20 protein-coding genes and 1 riboswitch are annotated in these 22,296 nt (G+C 70.0%); of the genes, 4 read left to right on the top strand and 16 right to left on the bottom strand.

Annotated elements, in window-relative coordinates:
* Positions 1–12 precede the first annotated feature (12 nt).
* The 3 genes from HNQ79_RS20760 to HNQ79_RS20750 all read right to left on the bottom strand — a co-directional run bounded on the left by HNQ79_RS20760 (position 13) and on the right by HNQ79_RS20750 (position 2,378).
* Positions 13–1,041, bottom strand: coding sequence for an EamA family transporter (locus tag HNQ79_RS20760; protein WP_185033280.1), 1,029 nt, complete (start codon positions 1,039–1,041; stop codon positions 13–15).
* A gap of 31 nt (positions 1,042–1,072) precedes the next feature.
* On the bottom strand, positions 1,073–1,657 hold the full coding sequence (locus HNQ79_RS20755; RefSeq protein WP_373312591.1) for a Clp protease N-terminal domain-containing protein: 585 nt from the start codon (positions 1,655–1,657) through the stop codon (positions 1,073–1,075).
* Positions 1,658–2,138: 481 nt separating this feature from the next.
* The gene (locus tag HNQ79_RS20750) at positions 2,139–2,378 is read right to left on the bottom strand and encodes a hypothetical protein (protein ID WP_229923611.1); all 240 of its coding nucleotides are present in this window, start codon (positions 2,376–2,378) and stop codon (positions 2,139–2,141) included.
* 206 nt (positions 2,379–2,584) lie between these two features.
* Here HNQ79_RS20750 and HNQ79_RS20745 point away from each other — a divergent pair, with 206 nt between their 5' ends.
* Complete coding sequence (locus HNQ79_RS20745; protein WP_185033278.1) at positions 2,585–3,430, top strand: PhzF family protein; 846 nt, start codon at positions 2,585–2,587, stop codon at positions 3,428–3,430.
* A 133-nt stretch (positions 3,431–3,563) separates the two neighbouring features.
* Here HNQ79_RS20745 and HNQ79_RS20740 read toward each other — a convergent pair whose 3' ends face one another.
* Entirely contained in the window at positions 3,564–4,385 is an 822-nt protein-coding gene (locus HNQ79_RS20740) for a CPBP family intramembrane glutamic endopeptidase (RefSeq protein WP_373312592.1), read from the bottom strand.
* Positions 4,386–4,784: 399 nt separating this feature from the next.
* Positions 4,785–6,293 carry a glutamate-cysteine ligase family protein gene (locus HNQ79_RS20735; RefSeq protein ID WP_185033276.1) on the bottom strand — a complete coding sequence of 503 codons (1,509 nt, stop codon included), beginning with the start codon at positions 6,291–6,293 and terminating at the stop codon, positions 4,785–4,787.
* A gap of 506 nt (positions 6,294–6,799) precedes the next feature.
* Here HNQ79_RS20735 and HNQ79_RS20730 point away from each other — a divergent pair.
* Positions 6,800–7,396, top strand: a complete 597-nt coding sequence (locus HNQ79_RS20730) for a hypothetical protein (protein WP_185033274.1) — start codon at positions 6,800–6,802, stop codon at positions 7,394–7,396.
* Between the two features lie 308 nt (positions 7,397–7,704).
* Positions 7,705–7,902: a DUF5999 family protein gene (locus HNQ79_RS20725; protein ID WP_185033272.1), complete on the top strand. Its 198-nt coding sequence runs from the start codon at positions 7,705–7,707 to the stop codon at positions 7,900–7,902.
* A gap of 97 nt (positions 7,903–7,999) precedes the next feature.
* Here HNQ79_RS20725 and gcvP read toward each other — a convergent pair whose 3' ends face one another.
* On the bottom strand, positions 8,000–10,885 hold the full coding sequence (gene gcvP / locus HNQ79_RS20720; RefSeq protein WP_185033270.1) for an aminomethyl-transferring glycine dehydrogenase: 2,886 nt from the start codon (positions 10,883–10,885) through the stop codon (positions 8,000–8,002).
* A gap of 199 nt (positions 10,886–11,084) precedes the next feature.
* Positions 11,085–11,182: riboswitch (glycine riboswitch) on the bottom strand.
* A gap of 124 nt (positions 11,183–11,306) precedes the next feature.
* Between gcvP and HNQ79_RS20715 the strand changes: the two genes are divergently transcribed.
* Positions 11,307–11,675, top strand: a complete 369-nt coding sequence (locus tag HNQ79_RS20715; protein ID WP_185033268.1) for a PRC-barrel domain-containing protein — start codon at positions 11,307–11,309, stop codon at positions 11,673–11,675.
* Positions 11,676–11,853: 178 nt separating this feature from the next.
* On the opposite strand, the gene HNQ79_RS20710 is transcribed toward HNQ79_RS20715, so the two are convergent.
* The 10 genes from HNQ79_RS20710 to clsA all read right to left on the bottom strand — a co-directional run bounded on the left by HNQ79_RS20710 (position 11,854) and on the right by clsA (position 22,108).
* Positions 11,854–13,392: a DNA polymerase IV gene (locus HNQ79_RS20710; protein WP_185033267.1), complete on the bottom strand. Its 1,539-nt coding sequence runs from the start codon at positions 13,390–13,392 to the stop codon at positions 11,854–11,856.
* A 146-nt stretch (positions 13,393–13,538) separates the two neighbouring features.
* On the bottom strand, positions 13,539–14,144 hold the full coding sequence (locus HNQ79_RS20705; protein WP_185033264.1) for a MerR family transcriptional regulator: 606 nt from the start codon (positions 14,142–14,144) through the stop codon (positions 13,539–13,541).
* Between the two features lie 266 nt (positions 14,145–14,410).
* Positions 14,411–14,884: a bifunctional nuclease family protein gene (locus HNQ79_RS20700; RefSeq protein ID WP_185033262.1), complete on the bottom strand. Its 474-nt coding sequence runs from the start codon at positions 14,882–14,884 to the stop codon at positions 14,411–14,413.
* Positions 14,885–14,948: 64 nt separating this feature from the next.
* The gene (gene ftsR / locus HNQ79_RS20695; protein ID WP_185033260.1) at positions 14,949–15,692 is read right to left on the bottom strand and encodes a transcriptional regulator FtsR; all 744 of its coding nucleotides are present in this window, start codon (positions 15,690–15,692) and stop codon (positions 14,949–14,951) included.
* An 18-nt stretch (positions 15,693–15,710) separates the two neighbouring features.
* Positions 15,711–16,619 (bottom strand): double zinc ribbon and FHA domain-containing protein, encoded by a 909-nt coding sequence (locus HNQ79_RS20690; RefSeq protein ID WP_185033258.1) that lies wholly within the window; start codon positions 16,617–16,619, stop codon positions 15,711–15,713.
* Between the two features lie 127 nt (positions 16,620–16,746).
* Complete coding sequence (locus HNQ79_RS20685) at positions 16,747–17,523, bottom strand: DUF881 domain-containing protein (protein ID WP_185033688.1); 777 nt, start codon at positions 17,521–17,523, stop codon at positions 16,747–16,749.
* Between the two features lie 5 nt (positions 17,524–17,528).
* On the bottom strand, positions 17,529–17,861 hold the full coding sequence (locus tag HNQ79_RS20680) for a small basic family protein (RefSeq protein WP_003970459.1): 333 nt from the start codon (positions 17,859–17,861) through the stop codon (positions 17,529–17,531).
* Positions 17,858–18,793: a DUF881 domain-containing protein gene (locus HNQ79_RS20675; RefSeq protein WP_185033256.1), complete on the bottom strand. Its 936-nt coding sequence runs from the start codon at positions 18,791–18,793 to the stop codon at positions 17,858–17,860. Before HNQ79_RS20675 ends, HNQ79_RS20680 begins: the two co-directional genes overlap by 4 nt.
* Before the next feature lie 97 nt (positions 18,794–18,890).
* The gene (locus HNQ79_RS20670; protein ID WP_185033254.1) at positions 18,891–21,386 is read right to left on the bottom strand and encodes a mannose-1-phosphate guanyltransferase; all 2,496 of its coding nucleotides are present in this window, start codon (positions 21,384–21,386) and stop codon (positions 18,891–18,893) included.
* Positions 21,387–21,499: 113 nt separating this feature from the next.
* On the bottom strand, positions 21,500–22,108 hold the full coding sequence (gene clsA / locus HNQ79_RS20665; RefSeq protein WP_185033252.1) for a cardiolipin synthase ClsA: 609 nt from the start codon (positions 22,106–22,108) through the stop codon (positions 21,500–21,502).
* Positions 22,109–22,296: the final 188 nt, after the last annotated feature.

Genomic DNA, 22,296 nt, shown 5'->3' with positions numbered 1-22,296 from the left:
ATGATCGTCACCCTACGGTGTGGTCCGGCCTGCCGACAACGTCCCTTCCGCATCCTGGACCCCGTCCCCGCCCGGACCTGCACCCGAAGCGTCGGCAGGACTCCCGGGCCCCCCTGCCACCGGACCGCCGCCCACCGCTTTCGGCGTCGACGACTGCGCGATGAACGCACCGATCAGCACCACGGCTCCGCCCACGACCTGCGGCAGGGACAGGTGCTCCCGCAGCAGCACCCAGGCCGCCACCGTCGCGACGACCGCCTCCAGACACGCGACCACCCCCGCCACCTGCGGCGACAGCTTCCGTACGGAGACGACTCCGGTGACATACGCGAGCACGGTCGCCACCAGGACGATCCAGCCGAGCAGCAGCCACGCCTGCACCCCGCTGCCGCCCATGTCGACGGAACCGGCCAGCAGCTCCCACTTCATCCCCCACGGCCGCGCCACGACGGTCAGCACCACCGCGCCCACCAGCAGCCCGTACGCGATGACGCCCAACGGGTCGGCGGAGTCGTCGCCCTCCCCACTCTGGTCGGACAGGACGAAGTAGCCCACCTGGCAGCAGGCTGCGCCCAGCGCGAGCAGGAGTCCCAGCACGTCGAAGCCGAGCCCCGCCCAGACCTCGACCACGCAGGCGAGTCCGCCCACCGCGAGCACCACGCCCAGGGCAGCCGCCCGCGTCACCGGCCGACGCTGTACGAACCGCACCCAGCCCAGCACCAGCGCGGGCGCCAAGTACTCGACGAGCAGGGCCACTCCGACCGGGATGCGGGACAGCGAGGCGAAATAGAAGGCCTGCACACCGGCCACGGCGAGCAGCCCGAAGCCCGCGAGCAGGGCGGGCTTGCGACGTACCAGATCGCGGTGGCGCCAGGCGACGGGCAGCATCACGAGCGCCGCACCCGCCACCCGCAGCCACACCACGTGCAACGGGTCGAGCCCCGCCTCGATCAGCGGCTTGGCCGCGACCCCTGATCCACCGAATGCGAGCGCCGACGTCAGGGCAAGCCCCAGGCCGACGCTTCTCCCCTGAACGTGCATCGGCACATCATGCCAGCTGAAGTCAGGACCTTCACCCGAGTGACGCCTGTCGAGACGGCGGCCCGTCGTGCCCGCCCTCATCCCCCTCCGGGTGCCTTGCGGCGCGGGCGCACAACCGGCTCGCCAGCGACGAGGCGTCGACTCCCGCCCGGCGCAGCACCTCCACGGCCCGGCAGTCCGCATCGGCGGCTAGCGCGGCCAGCAGGTCGGTGCCCGCGGCGTTCGGGGCGTCGCGGTCCGCCGCCCGCTGCTGGGCCGACTCCATCGCCGTCACGGCGGCCGGCGACCAGCCTGCCACCCCCGTCGCGCCCCTGCCGTCGCCCTCGGACCCGGTCTGCCAGCGCAGTCCGTATCCGATACTGCGCTGCACCAGGTAGCCGAGCACCCGCGCCACCTGGGGTCCGCCCTCGAAGGCGTCCCGCACCTCGGGGTCCGTCTCCATCAGGGAGTGCAGCAGATGAGCGGTGTCGATCTGCCGGTCCCCGTCCCGCTGCGCCCGTCGGCGCGCACCGGCGACCACCGTGGCCATCTCGGCGGTGAGCTGGGCCTGGTCGACTGCGCGCGGAGGGGCGGCCCCCGGGGAGCCGGAGGCCCTTCGGGCGTGGCTGTGGTGCACCCCTCCACCCCATCAGCAGGGGCTCGCCGGAACATCCGCGCGGGGAAGCATTCGCACATCCCGCGGAAGGTGGGCACCGCGTCCCGGCCTCTCATCCTTCCGGAGGAGGCCGGCACTCCTGGCGGTCCGTCAGTCCCGCATGCCGACGGCGCGCAGGCTCCGTGGGACGACGCCGGGACGCGCTGGGCGGCTGGGGTGCGCGACGGCCGGAACTCCGAGCCTGCGACGCCGCCCGCTGGTCAACATCCCACGGGCGGGGCGGCTCAGTAGCGGGGAGACCGCAGCCGCGCACATCTCACCGGCGCGAGGGACCCCGTGCCCCTTCCCGACCGGCCCACGACCGGCCCGCCCCGGCGCACACGCCCCCTACGTCGCCACGCGCAGGAGTCGCACTCGCACTCGCACTCACGCCGCACGCCGCACGCCGCACGCCGGTGGTGCGCTGTCCCGGTCAACGGCCGCATCCCTTCGCGCAGTCGCCCTAGTAGCACCACCAAGTCCCGCTGGCCGGCTGCGGGATCCATCCGTAGCTTCCCGAGTCCCCGGGCCCCCGACGGAAGACCGCGGTCACGGCCTCGGGCCGGTAAGTCCGGATTCGCACCGGATTCCCTCGCTCGTCGGCCGACTCCAGCACGATCTCCCCGGACTTGGTGCGACCGGCGGCCTGCGCCTCCACCACATCGTCCACACCCTCGGCCAACTGCAACATGAATACGGCCACAACGCCTCCTCAGCCCCAACAACGACCGAAGCACCCTAACGCCCCAAAACCCAACACTCCTCCCCCAACCACCCATTGGGGCGTACTTTCCCCCCTACGGAACGACTTCTCCGCTCGGCCGGGCAACTCCCCGGCTCCCCGCTCCGGCCCACCCACCGCGGATCGGCCCTGCCGCGCCCCCTGCTCCCCCGCCCTAGGCTCCCCCCATGCGCATCCGCACCGTTGACGCCTTCACTGCCACCCCTTTCCACGGCAACCCGGCCGCCGTTCTCCTCCTGGAGGACTCCCGCGCCTTTCCGGACGACGCGTGGCTCCAGCACGTGGCCGCCGAACTCAACCTCTCGGAAACGGCGTTCGCCCACCCCGTCGCGTCGGGCAGCGACACGGACGCCGACTGGGCCCTCCGCTGGTTCACCCCCACCACGGAGGTGAACATGTGCGGCCACGCCACCCTCGCCACGGCCCACGTCCTGCACACCACCCGTGCGGCCGGCGGCCCCGCCGCGCCCGCCCCCGTCCGTTTCGCCACCCGCAGCGGCATCCTCACCGCCACCGCCCGCCCCGACGGAGCCCTCACCCTCGACTTCCCGACCGCCCCACTGCTGCCGGCCGAGGAGCCCGAGTCCCTCGCCGAAGCCCTCGGGACGATCCCCTTGTCGGTCCACTACACGGGCGACAACGTCGGCGACTACCTCGTGGAGCTCCGTTCCGAGCGGGAGGTACGCGCTCTCGCGCCCGACTTGAAGGCGCTGGCCGCCCTCTCCCGCCGGGGCGTCATCGCGACGGCCGCCGCCGAAGACCCGGCGCGGGGTTACGACTTCGTCTCCCGCTGCTTCTTCCCGGCCGTCGGTATCGACGAGGACCCGGTGACGGGCAGTGCCCACACCGCCCTCGCCCCGTTCTGGTCAGCCCGCCTGGGCCGCGCCGAACTCACCGGCCTTCAGGGCGGTGTCCGCACCGGCTTGGTCCACACGGCCGTGCACGGCGACCGCACGCACCTCACGGGCCACGCGGTCACCGTCCTCGACAGCGAACTCCTGATCTGCCCCTGACGGGCCCGAACCCGGAGGGCTCACCCCCCGGACACCCCTCGGCCGGAGCCGTCGGCCCGCGCTGCCAGGGATACCCGCCCCACCGTTACGGCCATGCGCGGGCCCCGGGCCCCCGTACCCAGCCCCCGGTGCCTCAGAGGGTGGGCAGCCACCCCACCTTCCCTGCCAGCACCGCGTATCCCACGAAGGCCCCGATGTCGAGCAGCGCGTGGGCCACCACCAAGGGCCCCACGCGACCCCACTTCCGGTACAGCAGGACGAAGACGACGCCCATCACCACGTTCCCGATGAAGCCGCCCACCCCCTGATAGAGGTGGTACGAGCCCCTCAGCACCGAACTGGCCACGAGTGCCGCCATCGGAGTCCAGCCCAACTGCCCCAGCCTGCGCAGCAGATAGCCGACGACAAGGACTTCCTCCAGTACGGAGTTCTGCACCGCCGACAGAATCAGCACCGGGTACTTCCACCACACCTCCGGCAGTGACTCCGGCACCACCGTCAGGTTGAACCCGCTCGCGTTGGCGGCCAGGTAGAAGGCCAGGCCCGCGCTCCCGATACCCGCGGCGACCAGCGTCCCCCGGCCGAGGTCGGACCACGGCCGCGTCCCGTCGAACCCCAGCGCACGCAGGCCGCTCCCTTCCCGGAGCAGGAAGTGCGCCACCAGCGCCACCGGCACCAGTGCGGCCGAAATGCCGAACAGCTGCCAGGCGAGATCCAGCCACGGCCGCCCGGGGGCGGCCGAGCTGTTCAGGTTCGCCGCCTGGTCCTTCAGCCCGCCCGGCTTCGTCAGCGCGCCGATGAAGCTGATCAGGGCGGACACCGCGCTCGCGCCCAGCGAGAGCGCCAGCACGAGGACCACCTCGGTCCCCCACACCCGCCTGGTCAGCGGCTGTTCAGGCTGCGGAACCGGCCCCTCGCGCGTTCCACCGGCCGCACGCCCCGCATCCGCCTGCACTCCAACCTCCAACTGTGTGGTCCCGCCTCATACCGGCCTCGCACCGCACCGCAAGGATGACGACCGGGGGTACAAGGATGACGACCGGGGGGTACGAAGGACGCACGTGACAGGCCGGACGTCGCGCGCAGCAACACCCCAGCTTGCCCCAAGCCACCCACGCACCCGACCACGCCCTACCCCCACAGCCCCTCGGGCCCAACGCCCCTTGGCAGCAGGGCCGCTCGGGGGGTGGTGGGCGAGGGGCAGCCCCCGCCGGACGCCGCCCCCCGTACGCTACGGTCCAACCCCCCTCCGTATGCCCCTCACCGCACGGCCGAGCCCCTCCGAACGCCCAACCCCTTCAGCGCCCCGAAGCCCCGCCCCGCACGCCGAGGCCCCTCACCGCGAGCGGCAGCCTCACCCCTGCCCCGGAAACCCCACCGGCCACAAATGCACCGGCTCCCCCTCCCGCATCAGCTCCCCGTACCGCCGCGTCATCGCCGCGAGAGCCGCTTCCCGCTCCAGCCCCGCCTCCACCGCCCGGTGGTACGTGTCCACCTGCCAGGAAGCCCCGTTCACCTTCCGCCGGCACCGCTCCTCGATCACTCCCAGGTACCGGTCCCGGTCCGCCGCCTCCACCCCCCACGCGTCCAGCCCCGCCGCCGCCAGCGGCAACAGCTCGTCGCGTACCAGCTTCACCGCCGCCACCTTCTGCGTCCCCGCACCGCGCCCTGCCCGCGGCCACACCAGCTCCGCGTCGATCCCGTGTCGGCAGGCCGCGTCGAAGTTCGCCTCCGCGTCCTCGAACGCCATCCGCCGCCACACCGGTTTGGCGTCCTCGGCCAGGGCCCGCACCAGCCCGTAGTAGAAGGCGGCGTTCGCGATCACGTCGGTCACCGTCGGGCCGGCCGGCAGCACCCGGTTCTCCACCCGCAGGTGCGGCACCCCGTCGGCCACCCCGTACACCGGACGGTTCCACCGGTAGACGGTCCCGTTGTGCAGCACCAGCTCCTGGAGGGACGGCACCCCACCGTCGTCGAGCACCCGCAGGGGCTCCTCCTCGTCGCAGATCGGCAGCAGCGCGGGGAAGTAGCGCAGGTTCTCCTCGAAGAGTTCGTAGGCCGAGTCCACCCACCTCTCGCCGAACCAGGTACGCGGCCGTACGCCTTGCGCGACGAGCTCGGGCGGCCGGGTGTCGGTGGCCTGGAGGAACAGCGGCGGGCGCGATTCCCGCCACAGTTCCTGTCCGAACAGGAACGGGGCGTTGGCCCCCACCGCGATCTGTACGCCCGCGATCGCCTGCGCCGCGTTCCACACGTCGGCGAACCGCCCCGGTGTCACCTGAAGGTGCAACTGCACGGACGTGCACGCCGATTCCGGTGCGATCGAGGCGGACGTGCAGTTCAGGCGCTCGACGCCTTCGATGTCCAGTTGGAAGTGCTCGCCCCGGGCCGCCACGATCTGATCGTTCAGCAGGGCGTAACGGTCCACGTCCGAGAGGTTCGCGTGCACCAGATCGTCCCGCCCGAGTGTGGGCAGGATGCCGATCATCACGATTCCCGCATCGACCTCGGCTGCCTTGCGGTGCGCATAGCCGAGCCCCGTCCGCAGTTCCTCCGCCAATTGGTCGAGAACCCGGCCGCCGAGCCGGTGCGGAACAATGTTCACCTCCAGGTTGAACATCCCCAGCTCGGTCTGGAAATCACGGCTCGCGATGCGTTCCAGCACCTCCGCATTCATCATCTTCGGCATCCCGTCGACCCCGGCGAGATTCAGCTCGATCTCCAGCCCCATGAGGTTTTTCGGCCGGTCGAACCTCTTCTCGTCCAAGAGCCTCCCAAGTCCCTCCAGGCACTCGTGGAGCTTTCGCCGGTACCTCTGCCGGTCCGACAGATCGAATCCGTCTGCCACGACCTTCTCGCCCATCGGAGCGTCCTTCCTAGACCTGGGGGAGCCCGCGGCAACGGCCGCTGCGTCCTGTGGTTCACGGTCGATGATGCCCCGGGCGACAGATCCATAACGCCCCGCCCGCGCCCGGTACGCAGTACTCTCGACGCAGATTACGTCGGGCACATTCCCCGGGCATGCCGCAAACCGCAGGTACCACCTTCGCGAGGGTGGTGACAAACGCCGACGAGTTCCAGCCGACCGGCCTTGCGGAAAACGTCCGTGAATGGACGTAGATTTCCCTACCCAAACGGCTCATTTCCCTCACGGCGCCCCTTCCCTACAGGGCCGAATACCGCCTTGTCGGCAATATCCGCGGCAGCTAGCGGAAACACCGTGTGAACACGTGTCGTATAAACTCCGCAAAACGAGGCAGAGAGTTGACGCCAGGCCATCGCCCAAGGCCCTCCAGCCCCGCAACGCTGACAGCGACGTCCGCACCGCCCATGCATCACCGTGTCTCCCCGAGCGAGAGGCGACCCATCATGCCGCTGCACGTACCCCCGGCTCCCGCGCCTGCCCTGCGCAGCGTCCTCGCAGCACTCGGCTCCCCCACCGCCGTGCGCGACGCCCGCACCCCGGCCCTCCGTTCCCTGTCGGGTCCCCTGACCCCCGAACTCCCACTGCCCGTCCACGTGTGGGACCAGATCGCCACCGGTGACCGGCCGCCGCGCACCCGCCTGACCGGCTGGCGCTTCCTGATCCGCAGCGGTGACCTCGCGGTTGCCGCCGCCGACACCGTGCTCACCCCTGACGGCTGGACCTTCTCCCATTTCTTCGAGGGCCCCTATCTGAGCTCCACCGAACGTGCGCTGCGCCAGGCCGAGACCATGACGGCCGGCTACCAGCCCCGCCTGCTGTCCATCCCCGCCCTGTACATGCTGACGCTGTGGCTTCACGGCGACCCCACGTCCGACACCGACACCGACGGGCCCGCCCCCTCGGACGTCCTGATCCCACTTGCCCCGGCACCGCCCGGCATCGCCGCGCACCGACCCTGCACGGTCGCCGACCTGTTGCCCGTACTGACCCTGCGGGTCCGTCCGGCCCCCGCGGCTCCGCTCCTCGGCCAGCCCGCCTGACACACCCGGCACAGGTTCCCGGCGCCCCGCTTCCGTCCACCCGGCCGCGGGGCGCCGCCGTGCCACCTGACCCATCCGGACTAGTCCCCCTGGGTCACCTCGAACCACCCGAAGAGAGGGGGCAGTTGAGCTGAACCGCTCGCACGGGTGACGCGTCCTCAACCAATGAGAAGTGCTGCCGTGAAATCCCTGCGGAAAGACGCCCGTGGGGCAACACTGGGACCGGACCAACTGATACGGGGGCGGCCGTGAACACCGATTCAAGCCGCAGGACCACATTCACCACCACGCAGCGAAAGAACCCTGCCATGTGCCAGCACCAACCACCCTGCCCGTCCGCCGAATCCGCCGACCGGGAGGCCGCCCATCCGATGGCGCACCACCCGGAGCAGGGCTGGAGCCTGCTGTGCAACGGCGTCCTCCTCTTCGAGGACACCGGCGAACTGCTCCCCAACGGGCAGATCATCGCCCCGCACCGCCCGCTCGACGTGGCCCAGGCCGCGTAGGAGCACCACTTCGCACACGCACCGCACGACACCCTACGTACGACAAGGGGCCGGCCCGGAGCTTCCACTCCGAACCGGCCCCCACGCATGCCGACCGTCAGCTGTCGTACTCGTCCATCGGCGGGCACGAGCAGACCAGGTTGCGGTCGCCGAAGGCACCGTCGATCCGGCGCACCGGCGGCCAGTACTTGTCGGCCGCCGAGACCCCGGCCGGGAAGACCGCTTCCTCACGGGTGTACGCATGCGTCCACTCGCCGCCCAGTGCGGCGGCCGTGTGCGGTGCGTTCCGCAGCGGGTTGTCCTCCGCGGGCCACTCGCCGCCCGCCACCTTCTCGATCTCCCCGCGGATCGCGATCATCGTGTCGCAGAACCGGTCCAGCTCGGCCAGGTTCTCGCTCTCCGTCGGTTCGATCATCAGCGTGCCGGCGACCGGGAACGACATGGTGGGCGCGTGGAAGCCGTAGTCGATGAGCCGCTTCGCGATGTCGTCGACGCTGACGCCCGTCGCCTTGGCCAGCGGCCGCAGGTCCACGATGCACTCGTGCGCGACCAGGCCGTGGGGGCCCGTGTAGAGCACCGGGTAGTGCGGCTCCAGGCGCTTGGCGATGTAGTTCGCGGCCAGCACCGCGACCTGCGTCGCCCGCTTCAGGCCCTCGCCGCCCATGAGCCGTACGTAGGCCCAGGAGATCGGCAGGATGCCCGCCGAGCCCCACGGCGCCGCCGAGATCGGTCCGACGCCGGTCTCGGGCCCGGCCGTCGGCTGGAGCGGGTGGTTGGGCAGGTACGGGGCGAGGTGCGCGCGCACGCCGACCGGGCCGACGCCCGGACCGCCGCCGCCGTGCGGGATGCAGAAGGTCTTGTGCAGGTTCAGGTGGCTGACGTCGCCGCCGAACTTGCCGGGCTTGGCGAGGCCCACCAGCGCGTTGAGGTTGGCGCCGTCGACGTACACCTGGCCGCCGGCCTCGTGCACGGTCGCGCAGATGTCGGCGACGTGCTCCTCGAAGACGCCGTGCGTGGACGGGTAGGTGATCATCAGGACCGACAGCTCGTCCCGGTACTGCTCGATCTTCGCCCGCAGGTCCTCGACGTCGACCTCGCCGTCGTCGGCGGTCTTCACCACGACGACCTTCATCCCGGCCATGACCGCGCTCGCCGCGTTCGTGCCGTGCGCGGAGGACGGGATCAGGCAGACGGTGCGCTGCTCGTCACCGTTGGCGCGGTGGTACGCCCGTACCGCCAGCAGCCCGGCGAGCTCACCCTGCGATCCGGCGTTGGGCTGGATGGACACCGCGTCATAGCCGGTGACCTCCGCCAGACGCTCCTCCAGCTCGCGGATGAGGGTCAGGTAGCCGGCGGCCTGCTCGACCGGCGCGAAGGGGTGCATCTGCCCGAACTCGGGCCAGGTCACCGGCTCCATCTCGGTCGTCGCGTTCAGCTTCATGGTGCAGGAACCGAGCGGGATCATGCCCCGGTCCAGCGCGTAGTCGCGGTCGGCGAGCTTGCGCAGGTAGCGCAGCATGGCCGTCTCGGAGCGGTGCTGGTGGAAGACCGGGTGGGCCATGAACTCGTCGGTCCGCAGCAGGCCCTCGGGCAGCGCCTCGCCGACGGTGCCGTCCAGCGCCTCGATGTCCCCTTCGACACCGAACGCGGCCCAGACCGCCGCCACTTGAGCGCGTGCGGTGGTCTCGTCGCATGCCACGGACACCAGGTCCTGGTCCACGAGCCGTACGTTCACGCCGTGGTCGCGCGCGGCGGCCACCACGTCGGCGGCCCGGCCGGGCACCCGTACGGTCAGCGTGTCGAAGAACTGTCCGTGCACGACGTCCACGCCGCCCGCGCGCAGACCCGCAGCCAGGATCGACGCGTAGCGGTGCGTCCGGCGCGCGATCCCCTTGAGCCCTTCCGGACCGTGATAGACGGCGTACATTCCCGCCATCACGGCGAGCAGCACCTGTGCCGTACAGATGTTGCTCGTCGCCTTCTCGCGGCGGATGTGCTGCTCACGGGTCTGCAGTGCCAGCCGGTACGCCTTGTTGCCGTCCGCGTCCACGGACACGCCCACGAGCCGGCCCGGCAGGCTGCGTGCGAACTTCTCCCGTACGGCCATGAACCCCGCGTGCGGACCGCCGAAGCCCATCGGGACGCCGAACCGCTGTGTCGTACCGACGGCGATGTCCGCGCCCAGCTCACCCGGCGACGTCAGCAGGGTGAGCGCGAGCAGGTCGGCGGCAACGGTCACGACGGCACCCAGCTCGTGCGCCCGCTCGATCACCGGCTTGATGTCGCGGACGGCCCCGGAAGCGCCCGGGTACTGGAGCAGCACACCGAACACGCCGCGCTCGGCCACCTCGGCCGGGATCCCGTCCGTCAGATCGGCGACGACGACCTCCACGCCCGTCGGCTCGGCCCGGGTCCGGAGTACGGCAATGGTCTGCGGAAGCGTTTCCGCATCCACCAGGAACGCACCGTTCTTGACCTTGCCCACGCGCCGCGCGAGGGACATGGCCTCGGCGGCCGCCGTGCCCTCGTCGAGCAGCGAAGCGCCGGAGGTCGGCAGCCCGGTCAGGTCGGCGACCATGGTCTGGAAGTTGAGCAGCGCCTCCAGCCTGCCCTGCGAGATCTCCGGCTGGTAGGGCGTGTACGCCGTGTACCAGGCCGGGTTCTCCATGACGTTGCGCAGGATCACCGGCGGGGTGAAGGTGCCGTAGTACCCGAGCCCGATCATCGGGGCGAGGACCTGGTTCCGGTCGGCGAGGGTGCGCAGCTCCGCCAGTACCTCGGCTTCGGTGCGCGCGCCGGGCAGTCCCAGCGCGTCGGCGTTCTTGATGGCGTCCGGCACCGCGGCGTCGGTCAGCTCGTCCAGCGATCCGTAGCCGACCTGCGCAAGCATCTTGGCCTGCGCCTCGCCGTCGGGTCCGATGTGACGCTGCTCGAAGGGGATGCCACGTTCGAGCTCTTCGAGCGAAATACGGTTGGCGGTCATCTGCGGAAGGCCTCCTGGTCTGACACGACCTGCGAGGGGTACCACGGCACGGGTACCCGGACGGCCTCCCCCTCTGTCATCTCAACCTGAGAGCTTCACCGGAACGTCACGGTCGACGCCCCGATTTTCACCGTCGGTGAGGCCGGATCACGCACCGGCATACGCCGTGTCCGTCACCCGTCCTGCTTTCCAGAGTGACCTCGTCCGTGCGGTACAGGGGCCTGAGAGATTCCGGGGAGGAGTTGCTCCTTCGGCGCCTCCGGGCATCGCACCGGAGGACTCTCCCGCACGGGGTCAGCAGCCGTCGCCAGCCTACCAGCGCGCTCTCTTCCCGGTCCCTCGAGTGGCCAGGCTCTCAAAACTGCTCTTTCGTAGTGCTTTACGGGGGTTCGAGCAGGAGTGGCGACCAGTTGGAGGGACCGTGCAGACCGACATCGATCCGCGCAGCCTGATCGGCCGCAAGGCACTCGACCGCAACGGCGCCAAGATCGGAACAGTGGACGAGGTCTACCTGGACGATGCCACCGGCGTCCCGGAGTGGGCCGCCGTCCGCACCGGCCTCTTCAGCAGGGACGCCTTCGTGCCCTTGGAACCGAGCGACCTGGTGGACAACACCCTTCGCGTCCCGTTCGACAAGGCCCTGATCAAGGACGCCCCCGACTTCGGCGTGGGCCGCCACCTCTCCCCCGAACAGGAGCTTCAGCTCTACCGCCACTACGGCCTGCACACGAGCGCCGCTCCCGCGCCCCCCGACCAGGACTTCGGCACCCTGGCCAACGAAACCCCCTGACCCCTGGCCGACAACCCGCCGCCCCACAGGAGCCGCCGTGGGCAACGGGGCCGCCCCCAGGGGCGGAACGGGCGGGCAAGGGGGCGGCCCCACCCAGAACGTTCCGCCCCACCCCCGCGCGCCACCACCCACCCTCGTCGCACCGGCCGCTCGTCCCCGGAGCCCCCGCGGAGCCCCCTCACCCCTCTTCCCCGACCAACGGCAACGGCTCCCCCACCTCCAACTCCACATCGTCCACCCGAAAGGTCCGCACCCGCCCCGGCCCCACCGACCCCGGTTCCTCGAACCGCACCGTCACCCGCCCCACTCCGCTCCCCTGCACCCAACCCGCCCCGTACACCGCGTGCCGCACGTCCTGCCCCGCATACCACCGGCGCTCGGGCACCTCCTCCTGGGCCGCATCCCTCCGAGCGGCCACCGGCACAGGGGGACCAGGGCCCGCCCCGTCCCCGCCGGAACGCCCCCGGGTGCCCGCCGCTTCCTCCCGCTCCGCACCCTCCGGTCCCACGGGACCCCACGTTCCTTCCCGCGAGGGCTCCCCTTCGGCATCGTTCCCCGGTTCCCCCTCCACCCCCCGTACGGCCCCCACCGACCGCCCCGTCCGCGTCTCTGTCTCCGTCGCCCGCTCACCGTCCGCCGCCTCGCGCGCCGCCTGCGCGAAGAGGTCCTCCTGGGTGAAGTCCGCCAGTCCTGTCACGCCGACCCCCAGCAGCCGCACCCCGCCCGTGGTGTCCACGCCCTCCAGGAGCCGCGCCGCGGCCTCCCGTACCACCCCGGGGTCGTCCGTGGGCCCCCGCAGGGTCTCCGACCGCGTCAGCGTCGAGAAGTCGAACCGCCGCACTTTGAGCACCACGGTCCGCCCCGACCGGCCCGCCTCCCGCAGCCGCTGCACGCACCGCTCGGCCAGGCGCTCCACCTCGCTCCGCACCCGCACCCGGTCGTGCAGGTCCACGTCGAAGGTGTCCTCGACCGACACCGATTTCGCGTCCCGCTCCGCCACCACCGGCCGGTCGTCGATCCCTCGCGCCATCCGGTACAGCGACACGCCGTGCGCCTTCCCCAGCAGCCGTACCAGCTCGTCCTCTCCGGCCGACGCCAGGTCCGCCACTGTCGTCATCCCGGCCCGCCGCAGATGGTCCGCGGTGGCCGGCCCGACCCCCGGCAGAATCCGTACGGGCTCGGGCGCCAGCAGTTCTCTCTCCGTGCCCGGCTCGATGAGGACCAGCCCGTCCGGTTTCGCACGCTCGGAAGCGATCTTCGCCAGCATCTTGGAACCGGCGAGCCCGACCGACGCGCTCAGTCCCGTGACCGCGCGAATGTCCTTGCGAAGGCGTTCCCCCACGGCGCGCGCAGACGCCGCGTCGTCTGCCGACCCGCCCGCCTCCAGGTCCACGAAGGCCTCATCCAGACTCAGCGGCTCGACCAGCGGGGACAGTCGTCCCAGCAGTTCCATGACCTGGTCGCTGACGGCCCGGTACAGGGCGAAGCGCGGCATCAGATAGGCCGCGTTGGGCGCCAGCCTCCGCGCCTGCGCCATCGGCATCGCCGAGTGCACCCCGAAGCGCCTCGCCTCGTACGAGGCGGTGGCGACCACTCCGCGAGGCCCGAGACCGCCCACCACGACCGGCTTCCCGCGCAGGCTGGGCTTCGCCGCCTGCTCCGCCGCGGCGTAGAAGGCATCCATGTCGAGATGCAGAACGGTCGGCACACTTCTCACACCGACGATGCTGCCCTACGGCACTGACAATCGCCCGGAACGGCCGCCCACTCCGGCAACCGCGGCCACAGGCCGGCCGGGTAGGTTGCCCTGTCCAGCCCTCGCACGGGCCGCCCGGCGCCCCGGCCGAGCAGCCGCCACCGGTCTCATCCGGCCTTGTTGCGCCGCCGGGCCAGCTCGTCCCCCGGGTTGTTGCCGATCAGCGTCTCGCCGGTGTCGACCCGCTCACCGTGCAGTTGCGACAACGCCGTCTCGACGTCCCGCCACACCACGCCCACGGCGATCCCGAAGATTCCCTGACCACCCTGGAGCAGCTTGACGACCTCGTCCGGCGACAGGCACTCGTAGACCGTCGCCCCGTCGCTCATGAGCGTCATCCGCTCCAGGTCCTGGAACCCCCGCGCCCGGAGGTGCTGCACCGCGGCCCGGATGTTCTGCAGTGCGACCCCGGTGTCCAGGAACCGCTTGACGATCTTGAGCACGACCACGTCGCGGAAGCTGTAGAGCCGCTGGGTCCCAGACCCGTATGCGGGCCGCACGCTCGGCTCGACGAGCCCGGTGCGCGCCCAGTAGTCCAGTTGGCGGTAGGTGATGCCCGCAGCCGCGCACGCGGTGGGCCCCCGGTAGCCGACCGTATCGGCCGCTTCGGCCGCACGAGACGCCGTGACGGGGTGCTGACTTGCTGTGGGGTCGGCCGAACTGCCGAGCGGATACGGCCCGCCCGTCGCCGTACCGTCGCCGCTGATTCTCACGCCGACCTCCGTCCTTGACCTGCCTTGTCGACGGTAGGCAGTCGCCCGGGGTGCGTCAACGATCGCCACACTCGGCACGCCGGGTGATAATCACCCTGAGAGTGGTTTCCCCTGCCTCTCTTCGGGGAAAGGCTACTTGAATGCCCTGAGAACGCCCGGTTGAAACCTCCGGAAGCATCCTTCCGCGCCGAGCACCGCCGGATCGACCGGACGAGCGATTCCGGAAAGCACTGAGCCCGGTCGGGTGACCCGACCGGGCTGCGAGCTCACTGGCTGTTGGTACCGAAGTCCTCCGGCGAGATCTGATCGAGGAACTCGCGGAACTTCTCCACCTCGTCCTCCTGCTCGTCGGGAATCGCGATCCCCGCGTCGTCCAGCACACCGTCACTGCCGTAGATCGGCGTTCCGGTCCGCAGGGCCAGCGCTATCGCGTCGGACGGCCGCGCGCTGACCTCCACTCCGCTGGCGAAGACCAGCTCGGCGTAGAAGACGCCGTCCCGCAGATCAGTGATCCGCACCTCGGTGAGCTCCTGGCCCACGGCTTCGAGCACGTCCTTGAACAGGTCGTGCGTCAGCGGCCTGGCGGGCGCGAGCCCCTGTTGGGCGAAGGCGATGGCCGTGGCCTCGCCCGGTCCGATCCAGATGGGAAGGTACCGATCGCCTCCCACTTCACGCAGGAGCACGATCGGCTGGTTGTTGGGCATTTCCACCCTGACACCTACGACGTCGAGCTCGTTCACACAGCAACCCTAGGACGTGCCCGACCGGTTTGGGTAGTCGGGCTCCTGTTCACTCCGTTCCGGCTCAGTTCGAGCCGGACCTCAGCGCCGTCTGTACTAGCGCCGCATGCAGTCGTACGGTGAGGCCCGAGAGCTCCTTGGTGGTCGCTTCGGCGTGCGCCCTGGTCTGCGGATTGCGGTGGCGGCGCAGCGGCGCGACCATGTTGTCGATCAGTCCCGCCTCGCGGTCCGCCGCGGCCTTCATGGCCCGCAGGTGACGCGGTTCCAGACCGAAACGGCCCAGATCCGCCACGATCTTGGCAACGGTGACGGCCTCGGCGTCGTAGCCGCCGCACGGCAGCGGTGAGATCAGCCCGTACGACTCCCACTCGCCGAGGTCGCTCGCCGCCACCTGCGCGGCCGCCAGCAGCTCCTCGCGCCCCATCCGGCCCACCGTCGGCGACTCGGCGGCCACCTCGGGTGCGCCGTCGAGCAGCTCACGAGGTCCGCCCGGGGACGGCAGCTGGACCTGCTCGCCGCGCTCCAGCGCGTCCAGGTGTTCCTTGATGACCTTGAGCGGGAGGTAGTGGTCGCGCTGCATGCGCAGTACCTGGGCAAGCCGCTCCACGTCCGTGGGGCTGAACTTCCGGTACCCCGACGGCGTGCGCTCCGGCTCGACCAGCCCTTCCGCCTCAAGAAAGCGGATCTTCGAGATCGTTACTTCGGGAAATTCCTCACGCAGCAGGCTGAGCACCGAACCGATGCTCATCAGCCGGCTGCCGGCTGAGGCGGTACCGCGTACGGCACCGCCTGTCGGGATTCGCAGCATGGACCTTCCCTGAAGGGATCAGACGTCCTGCCGGCTCGCGTAGAAGACCAGCCGGTACTTACCGATCTGCACCTCGTCGCCGTTCGCCAGCCGGACCGCGTCGATGCGCTCCCGGTTGACGTACGTGCCGTTGAGGCTGCCGACGTCGGAGACGGTGAACCCGCCGTCCGCACCCCGGCGGAACTCCACGTGCCGTCGGGAGACGGTCACGTCGTCGAGGAAGATGTCGCTCTGCGGGTGGCGGCCGGCCGTGGTCAGCTCACCGTCCAGCAAGAAGCGGCTCCCCGAGTTCGGTCCGCGGCGCACCACCAGGAGCGCCGCACCCTGCGGGAGGGCGTCGACCGCCGCCTGGGCCTCGGGCGACAGCGACGGGAGAGCGGTCTGGCCCGTCTTCTCCGCCTCGTACGCCTCCAGCCCCGAGATCGAGATGGTCGACGTGGTCTCCGAGGGGCGCTCGGCGGCAACCCCGCCCCGCAGCGGCGCTCCGCAGTTGGAGCAGAAACGGCTGGCCTCGGCATTGCGGTGACCGCACCTCGTACAAACCGGCAAGGCCGACATGGACGGATCCTCCTGCCGCGGCTGCCCCGCGTGGTGGGCGCTGGTTGCGTACGGGTCGGGAGGAAACTCTCCACCCCTACCTGAGGTTGATGGTTCTCCGGAACCTATGCGGCCGGGACCGGCCGGGTCAACAGACGACGCGCCGGTACCGCCGACCTCGTCCCGGAAGAGCGGACGCTCTCCGCTCTGCTCCTCGGCCTCTCCCGGGCGCGGGGCACGGTGACGCGCGGTGTGGGAGCCGCTGTCGTCACGTGCACTCTTGCCGAACAATTTCGCAAACAACTTCACGGGCGATTCCCCTTGACCGAAACAGACCCGCCCGTGGGGCAGGACGAACCCTGCATCAACAAACCCTGCATCTACCGACAACCTGCTGACGTGGACACTTGTACAACGTCCGGAGCCTTCAGACAGTTTCCACCACGCACCGTGTCCTTGATGCGTCGACCCCCCGCAACCTCATGCCCGTGTCGGGCTGCGCTCACTCGCCCCCGCGTCACTGGGATGACGACCGAGCGTAGTCAGGCCGCTTCGCCGGTCGCAAGGCATTCACGACGATCTTCTCAAGTCGCTGCACCACAGCCGTGGCCTGCTCCTTCTCCAGCGTCTGCACCACCCCGCCGGGAATGTTCAGGGCGGGCTCCAGGTCCTGCGGCTTCCCGATCACTTTGAAGCTGTACGGCGCGGCGATCTTCTTCCCGTCGATCTGGATGCCGCCGTCCACTTCGGAGAAATAGGTATTGGCCACGACACGTACGTCGTTGATCTGGATCGCTTCCGCACCGGCCGCCCGCAGTTCCTGGATGGTGTCGAGCAGCCGGTCCGCCTCGACCGCACCCTGCGGGTCGTTGATGGTCAGCGTGATGCCCGGCCCCTGCGCGCCCACGGTGCCGGCGAGCACCCCGAGCTGACGCTCCTTCTCCAGCGTCTGCTTGCGTGCCTCTTCGGCCTGGTCGGAGCTGCTCTCCAGTTCGCTCCGCTGAGCCACCAGCCGCTGCTTCTCCTCCTCCAGCCGCTGCGTCCGGTCGTCCAGCTCGTCCAGGATCCGTACCAGGTCCTCCTGCCGCGCTCCGCGCAGGGCGCCCTTGTCGCTGGTCGAATTGACCTGGATGGCAAGGCCGAGCCCGAGCCCGAAGAGCAGCAGGGCGACGATCAGTTGAGCCCGGCTGATGCGCGGCGGCCACAGCCCCGCCAACAGTCGCTGCCGGCCCGTCGTCTCCTTGTGCGTGTGGTGCGCCGCTTCCCGCTGCTCGTCCTTCTCCTCCGCGCTCATCGGCGTCACGCCCGGAAGACGTGCCGCCGGATGGCGGCAGCGTTGGAGAAGATGCGGATGCCGAGGACGACCACCACACCGGTCGACAGCTGCGCGCCGACGCCCAGCTTGTCACCGAGGAAGACGATCAGGGCGGCCACGACCACGTTGGACAGGAAGGAGACGACGAAGACCTTGTCCACGAAGATCCCGTCGAGCATGGCCCGCAGACCGCCGAAGACCGCGTCCAGCGCGGCGACTACGGCGATCGGCAGATAGGGCTCGACCACCGCCGGCACTTCGGGCCGGACCAGCAATCCGACCACGACTCCCACGACGAGGCCCAGTACGGCGATCACGATGTGCCCTTCTCCGTCTTCTCTGTCTTCCCCGTGCCGTCCGCGCCCTTCGGCGCGTCCGGAGTCTGCGGCTGCGCGACCCGTACGATCAGACTCGGCGCGGCCGGCAGGTGCACCACGTCCTGGCCGGACATGCTGGTGCGGATTCCGTAGCTCTCCTGCAGTACGTGCAGGTACTGGCCGTCGGCACTGTCGTTGAACGCCGTGTTGAGATTCTTGCCGCCGACCGCCAGCACCGTGTAGGGCGGCACCAGGGGCTTGTTGTCGACCAGTATCGCGTCGCCCGCCGCCCGGATCGCCGACAGCATGGTCAGGCGCTGCCCGTTGATCGACACGGCCTCGGCGCCGGACTGCCAGAGCCCGTTGACGACCCGCTGCATGTCGCGGTCCCGCACCCGGCCAGTGTCGGAGAAACCGCTGTTCCCGCGCGGCCCCGTGTCCCCCGACCCGGTCTCCTTCGCGTCGTCCACGACCAGCTTGATCCCCGGCCCCTCCACGGGAGTGGCCCCGGACAGCAGCGCCACCAGCCCGCCCTGGTCGCCGCCGTGCTGCTCAAGTGCTTTGCGCTGGCGCTCCCCCACGTCGGTACGCAGTACCTCGACGTCCTTCTCCAGCTTGTCCGCCCCCGCGGTCTCCGCCTCGACCCGCTCGACGAGACCTTCGCGCTCCTTCGCCACGACGGGCGCCGCTATCCGCGCGTTCGCCGCCCCGAGTGTGACGACGGCGGCAGCGACCACGAGCCCCGCCGCCAGGGCGAGTTTCGTCCGCACCGAGCGGGGCATTCCGGCGGTGCCATCGGCCTTCTGACGGGCCGCCGCCTCGGCGTAGCCCTCGTCGAGGCTGTGCTCCATCACGTTCGTCAGCAGCGACATGGACGCATCGGGACGCCGGGGTGGCGAGGAGGTGCTCCGAACGGGGGGCGGCTGCGACATGCCGCACATCGTCGCACGTCGCAGCCGCTACCACCCAATGGCCCCACCGGCGTACCGGAAGCCTCGATCAGGAGACTTCCGGCACGCCGGCCCGACCTCAGTGACCTGCGCCGTCGACGATCGCCGACCACTCGTCGAGGAGCGCCTGGGCGGACTCGTCGTCCGGACCCTCGGCCCACAGGTGCGTGACGGCCTCCGCCGGGTCGGGCAGGACCATTACCCAACGCCCGTCGGCCTCGACCACGCGCACACCGTCGGTGGTGTCGACCGAGCGGTCCCCGGCCGCCTCGACCACGCGGCGCATCACGAGCCCCTTGACCGCCCACGGAGTGGCGAGGTCGCGTCGCAGCACGTGCGCCCGCGGTATGCGCGCGTCGATCTGGCTCAGCGTCAGCTGCGTCCGGGCCACCAGTCCGATCAACCGTACGAAGGCCGCAGCGCCGTCGAAGACGCTGCTGAACTCCGGCACGATGAATCCGCCACGTCCGTCTCCACCGAAGATGGTGGTGTCCTCGCGGCCGACCCGCGTCAGGTCGTCGGGCGACGTGGTCGTCCACTCGACCTGGGTCCCGTGGTACGCCGCCACCTGCTCGGCGACCCGCGTCGTCGTCACCGGAAGCGCCACCCGGCCGCTGCGCCGTTCGGCGGCCACCAGGTCGAGCATGACCAGCAACGCTCGGTCGTCCTCGATGATCCGTCCTCGCTCGTCGACCAGCGAGAGACGCTCGCCCACCGGGTCGAACCGCACGCCGAAGTCGGCCCGCGCCGACGCGACGATCTCACCGAGCCGCACCAGCCCTGCCCGCCGCGAGTCGGCCGTCTCCGTGGGCCGTGCTTCGTCGAGCCCCGGATTGATCGTCAGGGAGTCCACCCCGAGCCGGCCGAGCAGGCTAGGGAGCACGAGCCCCGCGCTGCCGTTCGACGCGTCGACGACGACCTTCAGGCCCGATTCCGCGATGCCGGTCGCATCCAGGTTCCGGAGCAGGGATCCGGTGTACGAGTCGAAGACGCTCGCCGGGAAGTGCAGGTCCCCGATCTCCCCGGGGAACGCCCGCCGGTACTCCTGGCGCGCGAACACGCGGTCCAGCTTCCGCTGGCCGCCCTGCGAGAGGTCGGCACCGCGCTCGTCGAAGAACATGATGTCGACCGAGTCCGGCACACCGGGCGTCGTCCGGATCATGATGCCGCCGGCACTTCCCCGAGCCGTCTGCTGCCGGGCCACCGGCAGCGGTACGTTCTCCAGGTCGCGTACGTCGATGGCACTGGCCTGGAGTGCGGAGATCACCGCCCGCTTCAGGGCACGGGCACCGCGGGAGTGGTCCCGGGCGGTGGTAACCGTGGACCCCTTCTTCAGGGTGGTCGCGTACGCTCCCGCCAGCCGTACCGCCAGCTCGGGCGTGATCTCCACGTTCAGGATTCCGGACACACCGCGCGCTCCGAAAAGGTGCGCCTGCCCCCGGGACTCCCAGATCACCGACGTGTTGACGAAGGCGCCGGCCTCGATCGTCTTGAACGGGTAGACCCGCACATTGCCCTGAATGATCGATTCTTCGCCGACGAGGCACTCGTCTCCGATGACCGCACCGTCCTCGATGCGGGCGGCCCGCATGATGTCGGTGTTCTTGCCGATGACGCATCCGCGCAGGTTGCTGTGCTGGCCGATGTACACGTTGTCGTGCACGACGGCCTTGTGCAGGAATGCCCCGCTCTTCACGACCACGTTCGATCCGATGACGCTGTGCTCCCGGATCTCCGCCCCGGCCTCGACCTTGGCGTAGTCACCGATGTACAGCGGTCCTCGGAGCACGGCGTCGGGGTGCACTTCCGCACCCTCGGCGACCCACACACCGGGCGCGATCTCGAACCCGTCGAGTTCGACGTCGACCTTGCCCTCCAGGACGTCCGCCTGGGCCTTCACGTAGCTCTCGTGCGTGCCGACGTCTTCCCAGTAGCCTTCGGCCACGTAGCCGTAGACCGGCTTGCCTTCCTTCATGAGCTGCGGGAAGACGTCACCGGACCAGTCCACCGACACGTCGGCGTCCACGTAGTCGAAGACCTCGGGCTCCATCACGTAGATGCCCGTGTTCACGGTGTCGGAGAAGACCTGACCCCAGGTCGGCTTCTCCAGGAAACGCTCGACCTTCCCTTCGTCATCCACGATGGTGATACCGAATTCAAGCGGATTTGGCACCCGGGTCAGGCACACCGTTACCAGCGCGCCCTTCTCCTTGTGAAAACGGATGAGGTCGGTCAGGTCGAAGTCGGTGAGGGCGTCACCGGAAATCACGAGGAACGCGTCGTCCTTCAGCGCTTCCTCGGCGTTCTTCACGCTGCCCGCAGTGCCGAGTGGCTTCTCCTCGTTGGCATAGGTGAGCTCCATTCCGAGCTCTTCCCCGTCGCCGAAGTAGTTCTTGACGAGCGAGGCCAGAAACTGAACGGTTACGACGGTCTCATTGAGCCCATGCCGCTTGAGCAGCCGCAGCACGTGCTCCATGATCGGTCGGTTGGCGACCGGCAGAAGCGGCTTGGGCATGCTCGAGGTCATGGGGCGAAGGCGTGTGCCTTCACCACCGGCCATCACGACGGCCTTCATGTCGGAAGCGTCCTCCTTTGAAGAAACGATCTGACCGACCTCGTCCGCCGGGACCCTCCCGCAGTCGTCAGGACCACGAAGAGCCGGCGCCGCACTGCGCCACTTCGGCGGACTCAATCGGCTGTGGCGTCCGCCCTGACCAGCCGGCGAACCTGAACCACATAGAGAATCCCTGCCCACCAATACAGGGTTGTACCCCATCCGGCGAACGCCCATCCGAAAATAGCACCGAAAGTCCCGGGCCACCCGTCCTGGACGCTGAGCAGCAGCAACGGGAAGGCGTACATCAGATTGAACGTGGCCGCCTTGCCCAGGAAGTTCACCTGCGGCGGCGGATAGCCGTGGCGCCGGAGGATGCCCACCATCACCAGCAGCATGAGCTCCCGGGCCAGGAGGGCGGCGGTGATCCACCAGGGCAGGATTTCGCGCCACGTCAGCCCGATCAGGGTGGACAGAATGTAGAGCCGGTCAGCAGCGGGGTCGAGCAGCCGCCCCAGACGGCTGATCTGATTCCATTTGCGCGCGAGCTTGCCGTCCAGGTAGTCGCTGACGCCGCTGAGCATCAGCACCAGCAGCGCCCACCAGTCGCTATTGGGCCCACCGAACACCGGGCGGAGGATCAGCCACAGGAACAAGGGCACACCAACAAGACGAGCCATGCTCAGAATGTTGGGGATGGTGAGGACTCGGTCGGTCTGAACGCGAGTCTCCTGGACCTCCACCCGGGGGCCTCCTGTGGGAACGTGCCAACGATTTCCCCCTGACCCTACCCGCAGCAACAGCAGGCAGGGGCACAGGGGTGACTTGAACGTCCCGTGAACGCAGAAAAGCCCCGTACCGGTATCCCCGGCACGGGGCTCTTCGCAATGATTGTTCGGCGGCGTCCTACTCTCCCACAGGGTCCCCCCTG

The organism is Streptomyces candidus (genome assembly GCF_014207445.1).
Lineage (GTDB): Bacteria > Actinomycetota > Actinomycetes > Streptomycetales > Streptomycetaceae > Streptomyces > Streptomyces candidus.
This window is presented reverse-complemented; position numbering and strand designations above follow the sequence as displayed.